This is a genomic window from Corynebacterium sp. MSK032, from assembly GCF_030232065.1.
Classification (GTDB): Bacteria; Actinomycetota; Actinomycetes; order Mycobacteriales; family Mycobacteriaceae; genus Corynebacterium; species Corynebacterium jeikeium_D.
In genome coordinates this window covers 62787-77047 of record NZ_JASPJR010000003.1, presented here as the reverse complement: position 1 = coordinate 77047, position 14261 = coordinate 62787, and the positions used below count along the sequence as shown (strand labels likewise).

Below are 14261 nucleotides of genomic sequence, written 5' to 3'. Positions count from 1 at the left end.
CAAGCCCGAGCGACTAAGATTTGCAAGGAACTAACGTTGCTCTGAGCGGAGAGATCGTCGCAGGCGACTTCGGTCACGTCGGAAGGACACGTGCACATGGGTGAAACCACTTCAAGTGCGCCTCATTCCCGCGCCCACGACAAAAGCCGAAACCCATTCCACCGCAAGAATCGCGCTCCACGCCGAACTCGTTTCAGCGGTCGCACCACTCCCGGTGGCGAAAGCTTAGACATACACACTGCGGCTCAGGCGGCAAAGGAATCGAAAGATACTCCCGCCGCCACCCCGGCTCCCGAGAGCGCGGCACCATCAACTGCTCTGGACACTACAGAGTCCTCGGCTAATGCCCCAGCAACGGCCGCAACCCCAACAGCCCTGGCAGACTCTCCGCGCGATACAGACTTGCGCGTGGATGCCCTGGAGATTGGCCCGCGCAACCGGAGATTGACACGTTTTCTCGGTGAGCGCCTCTACGACAAGCTCGGCCCGTCGGCCACGTATGTGCGCCGGTCAGCGTCATTTTTGATAACGTCGCCGGGCCGATTGACCATAGTCGCCCTCATCCTCATCGTCGCAATCCTGGCCGCCGGCCTATCCATGTGGCAAACAACCTCGCAACGCCAGCAGCAGCTCACCCGCATTTCGCAGCTGAGCGAGCCGATGGCCAATGCCTCGCAGAATCTCTATGCCTCGCTGACGATTGCCGATGCGTCGGCCAACACCGCTTTTTCCCGCGGCACGCTCAACAGCAGCCAGGACTTGGTCAGCAACTTCGACGATGTCATCGCACAAGCATCCATGTCCGCTACCCGCGCAGCTACGGGCATTGAAAACGTCGATGATCCAGAGATGAAGGATGTCGCGACTGTACAGCGACTGTTGCCGGTCTACACCGGCATGGTCGAGACAGCTCGCGCGAATGCGCGCCAGGGCAACCCCGTCAGTGTCGCGTACCTCGCCTCTGCCTCAAACTTGATGCAGGTCCAGATTCTGCCAGCTGCAAAATCGCTCTACGAACGCACCAGTACCACCACTAATGAGGAGCAGCGCGAACTATCGAAACCACCTCTTTTCCCGATGTCAGGCCTGGCAGCGGCAATTTTGATGCTGCTAATCACACAGTGGTGGCTGACTCGCCGCACCGGTCGACTATTCAACGTCGGCCTGTTTGGTGCAACCATGCTGATGGCCATCGCACTTGTCGGTGTGGGAATCGCCACCACTCAGCCGTGGCAGTCTAACTCCCTCTTCGGAGAGCAGCGCCCGGACGTTCATGCCCTAACCCAAGTACGCATTGATGCCCAGCAGCTACGCGCCAGCGAAACCCTCGGCTTAGTGCGCCGTCAGCCCGCGGATGCGGAGTCCTTCTCGCAGTCGGTGCGCACCCTGGTCGGCGAGCTGGAAAGAGTGGACGCCAACGCGCCGGACGACGATGTCAGAGCCGCCATCCACGGTATCTACAGCTGGGAGTCCGGCCACAACCTGATGATGGAGCACTTGAGTTCAGGAGACTACGCCGGTGCGGTTCGCATCGCGACCGATGTGGATAATGCCAGCTCGTCGGCGACTGCGTTCAACCAGGTCGATGAGTCGCTACAGAATTCCATCGCCGAGTCCCGCCTGACCGCCCGTGAGAACCTCGACCAATCCCGTCGCGCTATCGCGGCACTGTCCCTCGCCACGGTTACGCTGACCGTCATCGCGGCAGTTCTGGTTGTTTTCGGCTTCCGACACCGGCTTCTGGAGTACCTATGATCGTTTCGTTCTCCCCGTCGCTCCACAGTCTCGCCGGTTGGCGGCGCAGGGCCGTCCTTGGTGCACTCGCCATCGCCGGGCTCACCGTCAGTGCCTGCGCGACCGATTCGCTTGCCGACGATCCCTACTCGCGCACAATCCTGGAGGCCACCGGTGACTTCCCCCTGCCACCGGGCGCGTTCTACGACAAAGCCTCCTCGAGGAAGCCTGCGGCAGAAGCCAACGCCCCAGATCTGTCCACGCTCGCCCCCGATGACCAAACACCGGAAGAGCGAATCCCGGAGATTTACCAGCGCGGCCGCATCATCGTTGGTGTTGACCAATCATTGAACCTGCTCAGCTTCCGCGACTTCAGCACCGGAGAGCTCTCGGGGTTTGAAGTATCCCTGGCACAAGAGATTGCCCGGGACATCTTTGACAATCCCGATGCTGTCGAGTTTCGGTTCGTCGACAGCAACGAACGCACTGCCGCACTCGAAGACGGCACTGTCGATGTCGTTTTGCGCACTATGACGGTCACCGATGCCCGGCGCGAAAGGGTGCTGTTCTCCACACCGTATTTGACAGCACGAGCTGGAGTTCTAGTCTCTTCGCCGGGTGGCGATGCTTCCCCCGAGGACGTCGAGGACGGTCGCATCTGCGTTTCCCGGGGATCCACTACCGAGGATTTGATTCGACGGCTCTCGCCGAACAATACGCTGCTGTTGGTCGGTAACTGGTCGGACTGCCTCATTTCACTTCAAAACAGCCAGGCAGAGATTGTCGTTGCCGATGACACCATCCTCGCTGGTATCAACGACCAAGATCCGGCTACCGCCATTGTCCAGCGGGGCTTGAACGAGGAAAGCTACGCGGCCGGTGTATCCAAGGGGAACCCAGGCCTAGTTCGCCAAATCAACGCGACCCTGGAGCGTATGGCCAGCGATGGCACCTGGCAGTCCCTCTACGACACTTGGTTCGGCCCCTTCCTGCCAAGCGGTACACAGCCATCGCCACAGTACGGCGACGATGAAGACATACTTGGAATCTCCCCCACACCGGAAGCTGCTCCAGAAGGCGAGGTGGATAACCGATGAGCGACGAAAACCAGTTCTCCGAACAAGCCCAGCAATCCGAGCAAGCCCAGCATCCCCAGTACACGCCGGAGCCCCAGGAGGATGCTCACGCAGAGGCAGAGGCAGCTGCCACTCAGGCCGTCGCCTTCGACCCATTCGCCGATGAAGACGACGAACAAGAGCCCGGCACTGCCGCTGTCGCCTTCGACCCTTTTGCGGACGATGATGACGATGACGAAGAGTTCGATATCGCCGAATTGTTGGGGCGCGGGGGCTCGTCGTCAAGCGCGACGACCCAACCCGGCGCCCAGACGCCAGATCCGTCGATGGCCTCGCACCGGAAAGCGTTGGAGGACTTCCGCCGGAGGCGATCGAATGCACACCGCGGACGCACTGTCGCCGACGGCATGGTGCACCTGCCGTACATCACAACGCAGGATCCGCGCGATGCAGTAATGAGTGATGAGAAGATTCGAGCGACGAATAAGCCGGCGCCGAGCCTGAAAGCCGGCGATATCGTGGCGGATCAGTACGAGATCGTGGGCCCGATTGCCCACGGTGGTCTCGGCTGGATTTATCTGGCGATTGACCACAATGTCTCGGATCGTTGGGTCGTGCTCAAGGGCATGATGGCAGCGAAAAACGAGAAGGATTTCGCCGTAGTCCAGGCGGAACGCGAGTTCCTCGCGGAAATCTCGCATCCGGGAATTGTGAAGATTATCAACTTCATCGATGAGACGGACGCCAACAGCGCCACCGGCTTCATTGTGATGGAGTACGTCGGCGGCCCGTCGTTACGCAAGCAGCGACGGAGCTACCCCGACGGCGTCATGCCCTGTGACCTGGCGATTGGCTACATCCTGGAGCTGCTCCCCGCGCTGGATTACCTGCACTCGCGCGGCGTTGTCTACAACGATTTGAAGCCGGACAACGTGCTGCTCAGCGAAGACCACGTCACGCTTATCGACGTTGGCGCGGTCACCGGCATCGGCGCCTACGGCCATATCTACGGCACGCCCGGTTTCCAGGCGCCGGAGATTGCCACGACGGGACCGACGATTGCCAGCGATATCTACACAGTCGGCCGCACGCTGGCCTCGCTGATTCTGAAGTTGCCGGCGACCAACGGCGTCTACGACCCGGGGCTACCCTCACCTGTCGAAGAGCCTCTGTTCCGCCGTTTTTACTCGCTCTACCGCTTCCTACTACGCGCTTGCCACGAGAACCCGGAGGCTCGCTTCGGTTCTGCTGAAGAGATGAGTGTGCAGCTCATCGGCGTATTGCGCGAGATTCTGGCGGTGCGCGACGGCGTGCAATTCCCGCAGGCGGTGTCGAATTTCTCGCCGCAGCGTTCCACGTACGGCACCAAGCACCTGGTGTTCCGCACCGATCAGCTTGTCGACGGCATCACCCGCGGCGTGGAAATCACTCCGCAAGAAGTGACCTTCGCGCTGCCTGTACCACTGATTAACCCGACAGATCCGGGTGCGCGCATCTTGAGTGCCTCGTCATTTACGGAGCCCAACGAACTTATCGAGGCACTGACCAATGCTCTGTCCGAACCCGAGTATGGTTCTTCGGTGGAAATTCCACTGGGCATCGTGCGTGCAAAACTGGACCTCGGATTAATTGATGAGGCCCGCGACAGCCTCTGCGATGTCTCTGAACGTTTGCAGCGCGATTGGCGTTATCACTGGTACGAGGGCGTGACTTATTTGCTTCTCGACCAATTCAACGATGCCCTCGCCTCGTTCCACCACGTGCTGACGATGCTGCCCGGCGAGCCCGCCCCGAAGTTGGCGCTGGCAGCGACTCTCGAGTTGATTCAACAGCGCTTGGGCATCGCCAACGCATCTCTCCTCGAGCCCGCTGTCGCCCGCGCCGCCGCGAACTTGAGCAGCGCGCTGGATAATGTCGCTGCCGATACGCCCGAGATCTTCTCCCCCGCCTGGGCCAGCGAGTCCCTGTCGCCTCAGACGATTCGTTTCAACACCCTGCGTCTCTACGCCGTCGTGTGGGCGGCCAACCCGACGACGGTATCCTCCGCCTTCGGGCTAGCTCGTCAGCTGGCCTCTGAGCGCCAACACGAAATGGCTATCTCCCAGCTTGACCGCGTACCCGGTAACTCCCGTCACCATCGCATGGCACGTTTGACGACGATTCTGATGCTCACCTCAGGGATGCCCTCCGAGTTAACTGAATCGAGAATTCGCCGTGCTGCGCGTCGTCTGGTGGAGCTGCCGACGAATGAACCGCGCATGCCACAGCTGCGCATCGCCGTGATGGCGTCCGCGCTGAACTGGTTGCGCAGCTCGAACCTCGACCATGCAGCTAGCTCCAATGGTCTTTTCGATGCGCCCTTTACCGTGGCCGGCCTGCGTGAAGGATTGGAAAAAGACTTACGGATGCTGGCACGCTCTTCGCAGTTTCCGCGACACCGCTACAACTTGGTGGATATCGCAAATCTCATTCGGCCACGGACTTGGCGTTAGCTCTCTAACAGCTCCTTACCGAACCTGGTCAAACATGCTGTTGTGGGCCTGAGCGCCACCCCAGAATTGGTGAATAAAGAGAGAATTGCCTTTCGTGGTTTAAGATATCCTCTATGTTTGCCTCTTCGAAATCCTCTCTCCGCAGCGCTAAGCGCGTAATTATCAGCGCTGCAGCCCTCACCACCGCCTTTGGTATTGGGGCCGGCACTGCCGTTGCCCTGCCGGTTTCTCCAGACCTGCAGTCGCTTAGCCAGAGTGTTCGGGACCTCAAGCTGCCGGAGATCTCGACTCTGAATTCGGGCGACCTTGCCCCTGAGCTCTCTGAGGTACTGGATTCCTCTTCGGTGAAGCTGCCGGATTCGGTCGTCGCTCTGATTAATGAAAACTTCAAGTTCGCTGAAAACAACAAGCAGGTGGCGGACAAGGTCAAAACTCAGCTGCTGAACGCCATCGACAGCCTGCCGTTGCCAGCTGCACAGAAGGCCGAAGCCACCCGCGTCGTCAACGAGATTTTCGGTTTGCTGGGGGGCCAGGACGAGCCGTCGCAGCCTGAGCCGGCGCCTGCCCCTGCTCCACAGCCAGAGCAGAAGCCACGCCCTGAACCACGCCCAGAGCCAAACAACCCGTGCCCGCCGAGCGCCCGCGCATGCGTTGACCTGGCTAACCAGAAGACCTGGCTGCAGGAAAATGGCAACATCACCTACGGTCCGGTGCCAATGTCCTCCGGTATGCCGGGTTACGAAACCACCCGCGGCCACCTGAGCGTTACCCGCAAGGTCCGCGATGAGTGGTCCCGTCCTTACAACGGTCCGATGCCGTTCTCGGTGTACTTCACCAACGACGGCGAAGCTTTCCACGAGGGCTCTGTTAATCAGATGTCCCACGGCTGCATCCACCTGAACCACGATGATGCTGTGAAGTACTTCGATACCCTGCAGGTCGGCGACGGCGTCTACATCTGGTAGTTAGCTGCGCTGATGCGTTGAAACGATGACCGGGTGACTGAGCCTGTTGAGGCATAGGCGCAGTCGCCCCGGCGGTGAAAAATGAGCTCGCCCCACTAGGTTCTTCCAGTTTGGAAGACAGTGGGAGCGAGCTCATTTTTGTTGGGTCACAGCTGCGGATTCAACAGATGGGGCATCTAGCAGCCGTCGATTACGGAGGGTTACAGGGGGTCCTGCCTACTCGCCAGGGCCCCTGCCCCAAAACCTACTCCACGAAGCTCATTGCGTAGCGGGCAATGGCCAGTTCCTCGTTGGTCGGTACCACGAAGACCTTGACCTTGGAGTCCTCCGCCGAAATCAGACGCGGGCCGTCATTCGGCTGGGAGTTGAGCTCGTCATCAATCTTGATACCAAAGTTCTCAAGCTCAGCCATAGAATCACGGCGAATACCGACGTGGTTCTCACCGACACCTGCGGTGAAGGTGATGGCATCGAGGCGGCCGAGAATCAGCATGTAAGAGCCAATGTAGCGGCGCAGCTGGTGGACATACATCTGGTATGCAGCCCAAGCATCCGGGTCGTGGTCATCCATGCGCTCCTGCAGGACTCGGAAGTCATTGACACCAGAGACACCCTTCAGACCGGACTGGCGGTTGCACAGATTGTCGATCTCGTCGATGCTCATGCCGTTGCGGTAGAGGTGGAAGATGACGCCCGGGTCAATGTCACCGGTACGGGTGCCCATCATCAGACCAGCCAGCGGGGTCAGCCCCATCGAGGTATCCATCGCCTGGCCACCTCGGATAGCCGCACACGACGCACCATTACCCAGGTGCAGCGTAATCTGGTTGATTTCCTCTGCCGGCTTATTCAGAAGGTCCGGCACCTGCTTGGAAACAAACTCATGCGAGGTGCCGTGGAAGCCGTAACGACGGATATCAAACTTCGATGCGACCTCTGCGTTGAGCGGGTACAGAGCAGCAGCTGGCGGCATGGTGTGGAAGAAACCAGTGTCGAAGACGGCGACGTGAGGCACGTCCGGAAGCAGCTTGCGAGACTCTTCGATGCCTACGATATTGGCCGGGTTGTGCAGCGGCGCCAGCGGAATAAGGTCGCGGATCATGCCGACGATTTCGTCGGTAATCAGCTCCGGTCCAGAGAACAGGCGACCACCGTGAACGACGCGGTGACCGACGGCCGCAATATCCACCGACTCCGGACCAACACCGTGCTCATCCATCAGCTCGAACGCGCGGTCAAGACCACTGGCGTGGTCAGCGATCGGCTCAGTGATTTCAATCTTCTGTCCGGAGAACTTCAGATTAATAATGCCGTCTTCTTCACCAATGCGCTCCACCAGACCGGAGACATACGGCGGCTGCGTTGAGTCCTTCTCCGGATCTACCAGCTGAAACTTGATAGAGGAGGAACCGGAGTTCAAAACAAGTACGTGACGGGACATAATAATTAGTTTCCTCCAGCCTGAATAGCGGTAATTGCAACCGTGTTGATGATGTCCGGCACCGTGGCGCCACGGGAGAGGTCGTTGACCGGCTTGTTCAAGCCCTGCAGAATCGGGCCGATTGCCAACGCACCACCACAGCGCTGGGCAATCTTGTACCCGATGTTACCGGCGTCCAAATCCGGGAACACGAAAACAGTTGCCTTACCCGCAACGGAGGAATCCGGCATCTTCTTCGCAGCCACAGACGGGTCAATAGCGGCATCGAACTGCAGCGGACCATCGACAGCGAGGTCCGGAGCCAGCTCCTTGGCCTTGGCCAGACCCGCCTTCACACGATCAACATCCTCACCTGTGCCGGATGCCCCAGTGGAGTAGCTCAGCATGGCGACGCGGGCGTCGATACCGAAGGAAGCTGCAGTCTCGGCGGATACCACCGCGATTTCACCCAGCTGTTCCGGAGCCGGCTTCGGCAGCACCGCACAGTCCGCAAAACCCCACAGCGAGTTGTCCATAACCATGAGGAACAGCGACGACACCGTGGAAGCCGACGGCTTGGTCTTAATGATTTGCAAGGACGGACGAATGGTGTGCGCAGTTGTGTGGGCTGCACCGGACACCATGCCGTCGACAAGCCCGTTGTGAATCATCATCGTCGCAAAGTAGGAGATGTCCTGCATCGTCTCACGGGCCTGCTCCAGCGTGACCCCCTTGGCCTTGCGCATCTCTGCGAACTGTTCCGCGAACTGCTCAACATATTCGGAGGTCTGTGGGTTCCAGAGATGGGCGGCGTCGATGTCAAAACCAAGTTCGGCGGCGCGCGCCTTCATAGCATCCGGGTCACCGAGGATAGTAAGCTCACAGATGTCCTCGCGCAGGAGGTAATCAGCGGCCTCAAGAATGCGGTCATCGTCCCCCTCTGGCAGCACAATGTGACGCTTATCAGCCTTGGCGCGCTGCAATAGCCACCACTGGAAACGCTGTGGAGTCATCACTGCGGTGACCTCGCGGCTTACGACCTTGCGCAGCCCCTCAGCATCGTCAACGGCAACAACGGGAACGTCGAGCTCGAGAGTCTTAGCAGCCTCAGCTGCCTCCTCCCCTGTAAGGACAACTGCGAGTACCTCGCTGTGACGCTGAGCTGCACTGCTGAGAGCCAAACGAACGCGAGCCTTTGCGGCCTCTGTGTGGCAGCCCTCGCCACCAGCGACAACGATGACACCGGCGCCGGCGACGGTGGCAATGCGGAAGTCAAAATCGAGGTTGCCGGAGCCGGTCAGAACAGCCGCCCCCTCGTTAGCAGCGCGATCAGCCTCAACAGCACTGACGATGGTGTCAAGCGCGGATTCCGGATCCACAACAACCTGATCCACGGTGGCGCCGTGCGCCCCACCGACAGTGTGGAGGCAACGTGCCCCACCCAGTGCCTCAGACAATGCCGTAATGACATCTTGCAGATTGTCTGCGCGGTCCACTGAAGTAATCAGGACTGCGGAGTTGTTGGTGGACGCTTGGGCGTTCTTATCGCTCACCGACGTTCCTTTCTCGCACTGCGCTTAATCGTTGACTTATTTAAACGTTGACTTGGCTCGAGCCGTTGGACTGCCGGAGGCTCAAGACCATGCTGAGCTTCTAATCCTGCTGAATCTAATCCCGCTGAGTCCCAAATCATTATTTTCATCTTATTGTGAGTCACCTTACATCTCACGGCGGACTCAAACCTCTTTGGTTACCCCTGGTAGCCACACTTTTCCCCACAGATTCCAACAATTTTCCCGCATAATCGCGGCTTTTATGCGGTTTTTCTAGTGAACTAGCCCAAATTTCCACATTAGACGTGACTAAGGTCACATTTAGTTTTGTATGCCTTCAAAAGCATCTCACCGATGATGTGATGCTCACCTCTCGATTTTTCGTAAGTTATCGCTACGATTGGGGGCGCTACCATTGGGAATGTCGAATAAACCGATAGCTCACCAATAACTCCTTTCCCCACGAGGTCACCGCTGGCAGCTACTTATGCCGCGGCCTCGTGACCGTCGTAAAGCATTAGAGAAAGAAGGACACACTTCATGAATCGCCCGCTCCGCGTTGCCGTAATTGGCTCTGGCCCGGCCGGTGTTTATGCTTCCGATGCACTGATGAAATCCAGTACTGACGTGGAAGTCGATCTGTTTGAAAAGATGCCGGCTCCATTCGGTCTAATCCGCTACGGCGTCGCCCCCGACCACCCACGCATCAAGGGCATCATCATGGCCTTGCACCGCGTGATGGAAAAGCCGGAGCTGCGCCTATTTTCCAACGTTGAGTTCGGCAAGGACATCACACTCGACGAATTAAAGGAGCATTACGACGCCGTCATCTTCGCCACCGGTGCCGTCGGCGACCGCGCACTGCCAACGCCGGGAGCGGACCTGCCGGAGCACTTCGGCGCAGGCGAATTCGTGGGCTTCTATGACGGCAATCCACTCTTTGAGCGCACCTGGGACCTTTCGGCGGAGTCCGTGGCCGTCGTCGGTGTCGGCAACGTCGCGCTGGATGTCTCCCGAATCCTGGCGAAGACCGGTGAGGAACTGCACGTCACAGAGATTCCGGACAATGTCTACGAGGTTCTGAAGACAAATAAGGCCAAGGAAGTCCACGTCTTCGGCCGCCGCGGCCCGGCACAGGCAAAGTTCACTCCGCTGGAGCTCAAGGAACTCGACTACTCACCGAACGTCGAGGTCGTTGTCGATCCGCGCGATATTGATTACGACTCCGCATCCGAGATTATGCGTCGCAACTCCAAGATTACTGACCAGGTCTGCACCATCCTGGAGAACTACGCCATCCGTGAGCCGAAGAACGCACCGCACAAGCTCTACATTCACTTCTTCGAGTCGCCAGTGGAAATCCTCAGCGAGGAGGGTACCGACGGCGAGCAGCATGTGACAGGCTTGCGCACTCAGCGCATGGAATACGACGGTGCTGGCGGGCTGCGGCCGACCGGCGAGACCACCGACTGGAAGGTCGGCGCTGTCTACTCCGCCGTGGGCTACCGCTCTGATGCGCTGCCGGGTATCCCGTTCGACAACGTGAAGAATGTCATTTCCAACGTCGGTGGTCGAGTCATCGAATCCGACAACACCGAGGATGAAGCAGCTGAGGCCATCACTGGCCTCTACACCACCGGTTGGGTTCGCCGCGGACCGGTCGGCCTGATTGGTAATACCAAGGGCGATGCCAACGAGGCCGTGGCCAATCTCCTGGCCGATGCCGCTGAGGGCAAGAAATTCAACCCGTCGAAGCCGGAGTTGTCCGCTGTCAACGAGCTGCTGGAGTCCAAGGGTATCGACTACCTGGACTGGGAAGGTTGGCACAAGCTCGATGCTGCCGAACGCACCGCCGGCGAGGCCGAGGGCCGCGAACGCAAGAAGTACGTCGAGTGGGATGAGATGGTCACCCACTCCAAGGGCGAGTAACGGCGAGTAACTAGGACGGATAAAAAGCGTCGGCTACGCCACTACCTTCACGTCCGTGTACGCGGCGCGCGAGTCCCAGCGGCAGCACACAATCGGCGCCAACAGCTCGACCAATGGCTCACCAAAAGCCACCTGACCAGCACCGTCGGCAGCGCCCGCATCGATGACTCGATCCCACAGTAGGCCCGGCGCGGTAAACAGCGGCACCACTACGAGTCCGCGTCCGCGCTTGGCCGCGCGCTCCTGCGCCGCGGCCACAGCATCGGCTCCCTTGATTTTCTCAGGACCGACCACGAATGCCGCGCTCACATGTCCCGGCAGCATCCCGCCAAGATTTGCCGCAAACTGGTGCACCGCCGCATTGGCATCCTCATCAGAGGAGCCGACCCCCATCACCAGCGCATCGACCGGCCAGGAAAAAGATGCATTCTCCGCCGCTTCGATGATTCGCTTTACGACGGCGCGCTTCGTGCCGTCGCCAAGCCCGAGTCCTTCAGCCACTGTGATGTCAACACCATGCCGATCGCAGAGTCGAACCTGTTCGGGAACGTCGACTCGCGAGTGGAACGCATCGGTGAACAGGAGCGGTACGGCCAGTGCCTGAGTCTCGCCGGCAGCGGCGAGCTCGGCACAGACGGTATCCAGTGAGGGCTCGTCGAGGTCCAGCCAGGCGAGGCGAATCTGAGAGGGCGCATCGAGGCGGGTGAGCGGCATCTTCTCGCGCACGAGCGCGACCACGTCTTCGAGCACCGGTTTGGTCTCTGAGTGCCGAGAACCGTGCGCAAGCAGAATCAGTGCGGTCATCGATGGTCTCCTCAGGCTCGCTAGCTGTGCTTTCTGGTTTCTCTACCTGGCAGCTCTACTGGGCAGCGCCACGCACGAGGCCTGCGGTGAGGGTGTCACCGGTGCCCGGCTCGATGAGCAGGAACGCACCGACACGACCACCGACGCGGTAGGCATCGACCGGCAGCGGCTGTGCGACCTCGACGGTGATCTCAGCGACGTCGTTGACTGCAAGCTGATCAGCCACACCGGTGGGCTCACCGGTTTCGATATCGATGAGCGCATCGACGGAAGCGATACGACCACGCACCAGCGCGGCACCATAGCGCACCTCTACGACGCGACCGACTGCCAACGGCTTGTCTGCAAGGTGGACGGCCACGGCGGAGAAACGGCGCACGTCTTCCGGGCGCGTGCCACTGATGAGGTCGCCACGGGCTAGGTCGAACTCGGCATCCAGGCTGATGGCCACCGACTGGCCGGCCACGGCCTCAGTGACATCCTCAGCTGCCACGGTGATCTTCGTGACCGTAGCCTGACGGTTGGCGTCTACGGAGACAACATCGCCCACACGCACGCTACCTGCGGCGATACGGCCGGCGTAACCACGGTATTCAGTGGCGTGATCGCGAATGACATAGTCGATGGGCAGGCGCAGGTCAGCCTCGGCATCGGTTTCCAGGTCGGCACCGATGTTGAGGTTTTCCAGCAGCTCCAGCACGGTCGGACCCTCGTACCACGGAGTGTGCTCAGAAGAATCGACAATGTTGTCGCCGACCAGAGCCGACACTGGAACAACGAAGGTGTTCTGCAGACCCAGGCGCTCTGCTAGTGCTGCCACATCCGACTCAATCTTGCGGAAGGCCTCTTCGCTGTAGTCCAGCAAGTCAATCTTGTTGACAGCAAAGATTACGTGGCGAACGCCCAGCAGACCGGCCACCGTTGCGTGACGCTTGGTCTGCGTCACGACGCCGTTGCGCGCGTCGATAAGCAAAACGACGGCCTCGGCGGTGGACATACCAGTGATGGTGTTTCGGGTGTACTGCTCGTGACCAGGGCAGTCGGCGAGGATGAACGAGCGGACGTCGGTGGCGAAGTAGCGGTAGGCGACGTCAATGGTGATGCCCTGCTCGCGCTCGGCCCGCAGACCGTCGACCAGCAGCGACAGGTCAGGGTTTTCCTGACCGCGCGCCTGTGAGGAGGCGACGACGGCCTCGTACTGGTCAGCGAGGATGTTCTTCGTGTCGTGCAGCAGGCGACCGACGAAGGTGGACTTACCGTCGTCGACGGAGCCAGCGGTGCACAGGCGAAGAGTGCGACGAGCGCGAGTGGCGCGGTCAGCGGTAATCAGGGTAGCTGGGGAATTTGGCTGGCTCATCAGAAGTAACCTTCCTTCTTGCGGTCTTCCATGGAGGATTCGGACAACTTGTCATCTGCGCGGGTAGCGCCGCGCTCGGTGAGCTTGGATGTGCGAAGTTCCTCCATGACCTCCGCAATAGTGGTGGCAGTCGATTCGACAGCGCCGGTGCAGCTCATGTCACCGACAGTGCGGTAGCGGACAGTGCGAACCTCGAGGGTCTCGCCGTCGCGGGGTCCACCCCACTCGCCCGGTGCCAGCCACATACCGCCGCGGTTGAACACCTCACGCTCATGGGAGAAGTAGATGGGCGGCAGTTCGATGTCACGGGCTTCGATGTAGGCCCAGACGTCGGCCTCGGTCCAGTTCGAGATTGGGAAAACGCGGACGTTCTCTCCGGCGGCGTGGCGACCGTTGTAGAGGCCCCACAGCTCAGGGCGCTGACGGCGTGGATCCCAACCGCCGAAGGAGTCGCGAACGGAGAACACGCGCTCCTTTGCGCGGGCCTTCTCCTCATCGCGGCGGGCGCCACCGAGAACGGCATCGTAACCGCGGTTGGCAATGGTCTCCACCAGCGGCACGGTCTGCAAGGGGTTGCGGGTGCCGTCGGCACGCTCAGTGAGCACGCCGCTGTCGATCCAGTCTTGGACCTTGGCTACGTGCAGCTTGATGCCCGGCTGAGCGGCAATCTTGTCGCGGAATTCAATAACTTCGGGGAAGTTGTGGCCGGTGTCGACGTGGAGCAGCTCCAGCGGGATACCCGCCGGTGCGAAAGCGCGCTTGGCCAGCTCGAGCACGACGACGGAATCCTTTCCGCCGGAGAAAAGTAGTGCCGGACGGTCAAACTGACCGGCGGTCTGGCGAATAATGTCGATGGCCTCGGCTTCCAGCTCGGCAAGCCGCGGGTCGAGGCGGTTTTGTACGGAAACGGTGGTTGAGCTAGTCATGGGGG

At 60.0% G+C, this 14261-nt stretch carries 10 protein-coding genes; 5 read left to right on the top strand and 5 right to left on the bottom strand.

Annotated elements, in window-relative coordinates; all coding sequences use genetic code 11:
* Positions 1 to 96: 96 nt before the first annotated feature.
* The 4 genes from QP995_RS02580 to QP995_RS02565 all read left to right on the top strand — a co-directional run bounded on the left by QP995_RS02580 (position 97) and on the right by QP995_RS02565 (position 6267).
* Positions 97 to 1755, top strand: coding sequence for a GlnX family signal transduction membrane protein (locus QP995_RS02580; protein WP_049189482.1), 1659 nt, complete (start codon positions 97 to 99; stop codon positions 1753 to 1755).
* On the top strand, positions 1752 to 2831 hold the full coding sequence (locus tag QP995_RS02575) for a glutamate ABC transporter substrate-binding protein (RefSeq protein WP_070438252.1): 1080 nt from the start codon (positions 1752 to 1754) through the stop codon (positions 2829 to 2831). The genes QP995_RS02580 and QP995_RS02575 overlap by 4 nt, the downstream gene beginning before the upstream one ends.
* A complete protein-coding gene (locus QP995_RS02570; protein ID WP_070438255.1) occupies positions 2828 to 5302 on the top strand; it encodes a serine/threonine protein kinase in 2475 nt (824 codons plus the stop codon). The genes QP995_RS02575 and QP995_RS02570 overlap by 4 nt, the downstream gene beginning before the upstream one ends.
* A gap of 113 nt (positions 5303 to 5415) precedes the next feature.
* On the top strand, positions 5416 to 6267 hold the full coding sequence (locus QP995_RS02565; protein WP_016421524.1) for a L,D-transpeptidase: 852 nt from the start codon (positions 5416 to 5418) through the stop codon (positions 6265 to 6267).
* 244 nt (positions 6268 to 6511) lie between these two features.
* On the opposite strand, the gene QP995_RS02560 is transcribed toward QP995_RS02565, so the two are convergent.
* Both QP995_RS02560 and pta read right to left on the bottom strand, forming a co-directional pair.
* The gene (locus tag QP995_RS02560; protein WP_284852878.1) at positions 6512 to 7708 is read right to left on the bottom strand and encodes an acetate kinase; all 1197 of its coding nucleotides are present in this window, start codon (positions 7706 to 7708) and stop codon (positions 6512 to 6514) included.
* 5 nt (positions 7709 to 7713) lie between these two features.
* Complete coding sequence (gene pta, locus QP995_RS02555) at positions 7714 to 9039, bottom strand: phosphate acetyltransferase (RefSeq protein WP_284852901.1); 1326 nt, start codon at positions 9037 to 9039, stop codon at positions 7714 to 7716.
* 741 nt (positions 9040 to 9780) lie between these two features.
* Between pta and QP995_RS02550 the strand changes: the two genes are divergently transcribed.
* Entirely contained in the window at positions 9781 to 11169 is a 1389-nt protein-coding gene (locus tag QP995_RS02550; RefSeq protein ID WP_070438263.1) for an FAD-dependent oxidoreductase, read from the top strand.
* A gap of 33 nt (positions 11170 to 11202) precedes the next feature.
* Here the strand turns inward: QP995_RS02550 and QP995_RS02545 are convergent, their stop codons facing one another.
* The 3 genes from QP995_RS02545 to cysD are packed head-to-tail and all read right to left on the bottom strand — an operon-like array spanning position 11203 to position 14256.
* Entirely contained in the window at positions 11203 to 11973 is a 771-nt protein-coding gene (locus QP995_RS02545; RefSeq protein WP_187400225.1) for a sirohydrochlorin chelatase, read from the bottom strand.
* A gap of 55 nt (positions 11974 to 12028) precedes the next feature.
* Positions 12029 to 13330, bottom strand: coding sequence for a sulfate adenylyltransferase subunit 1 (locus tag QP995_RS02540; RefSeq protein WP_048734531.1), 1302 nt, complete (start codon positions 13328 to 13330; stop codon positions 12029 to 12031).
* Positions 13330 to 14256, bottom strand: a complete 927-nt coding sequence (gene cysD / locus QP995_RS02535; protein ID WP_070429385.1) for a sulfate adenylyltransferase subunit CysD — start codon at positions 14254 to 14256, stop codon at positions 13330 to 13332. Before cysD ends, QP995_RS02540 begins: the two co-directional genes overlap by 1 nt.
* Between the last annotated feature and the right edge of the window lie 5 nt (positions 14257 to 14261).

Coding starts and splice junctions, on each gene's coding strand:
- QP995_RS02580 (WP_049189482.1), top strand. CDS start 97: ATGGGTGAAACCACTTCAAGTGCGCCTCATTCCCGCGCCCACGACAAA.
- QP995_RS02575 (WP_070438252.1), top strand. CDS start 1,752: ATGATCGTTTCGTTCTCCCCGTCGCTCCACAGTCTCGCCGGTTGGCGG.
- QP995_RS02570 (WP_070438255.1), top strand. CDS start 2,828: ATGAGCGACGAAAACCAGTTCTCCGAACAAGCCCAGCAATCCGAGCAA.
- QP995_RS02565 (WP_016421524.1), top strand. CDS start 5,416: ATGTTTGCCTCTTCGAAATCCTCTCTCCGCAGCGCTAAGCGCGTAATT.
- QP995_RS02560 (WP_284852878.1), bottom strand. CDS start 7,708: ATGTCCCGTCACGTACTTGTTTTGAACTCCGGTTCCTCCTCTATCAAG.
- QP995_RS02550 (WP_070438263.1), top strand. CDS start 9,781: ATGAATCGCCCGCTCCGCGTTGCCGTAATTGGCTCTGGCCCGGCCGGT.
- QP995_RS02545 (WP_187400225.1), bottom strand. CDS start 11,973: ATGACCGCACTGATTCTGCTTGCGCACGGTTCTCGGCACTCAGAGACC.
- QP995_RS02540 (WP_048734531.1), bottom strand. CDS start 13,330: ATGAGCCAGCCAAATTCCCCAGCTACCCTGATTACCGCTGACCGCGCC.
- cysD (WP_070429385.1), bottom strand. CDS start 14,256: ATGACTAGCTCAACCACCGTTTCCGTACAAAACCGCCTCGACCCGCGG.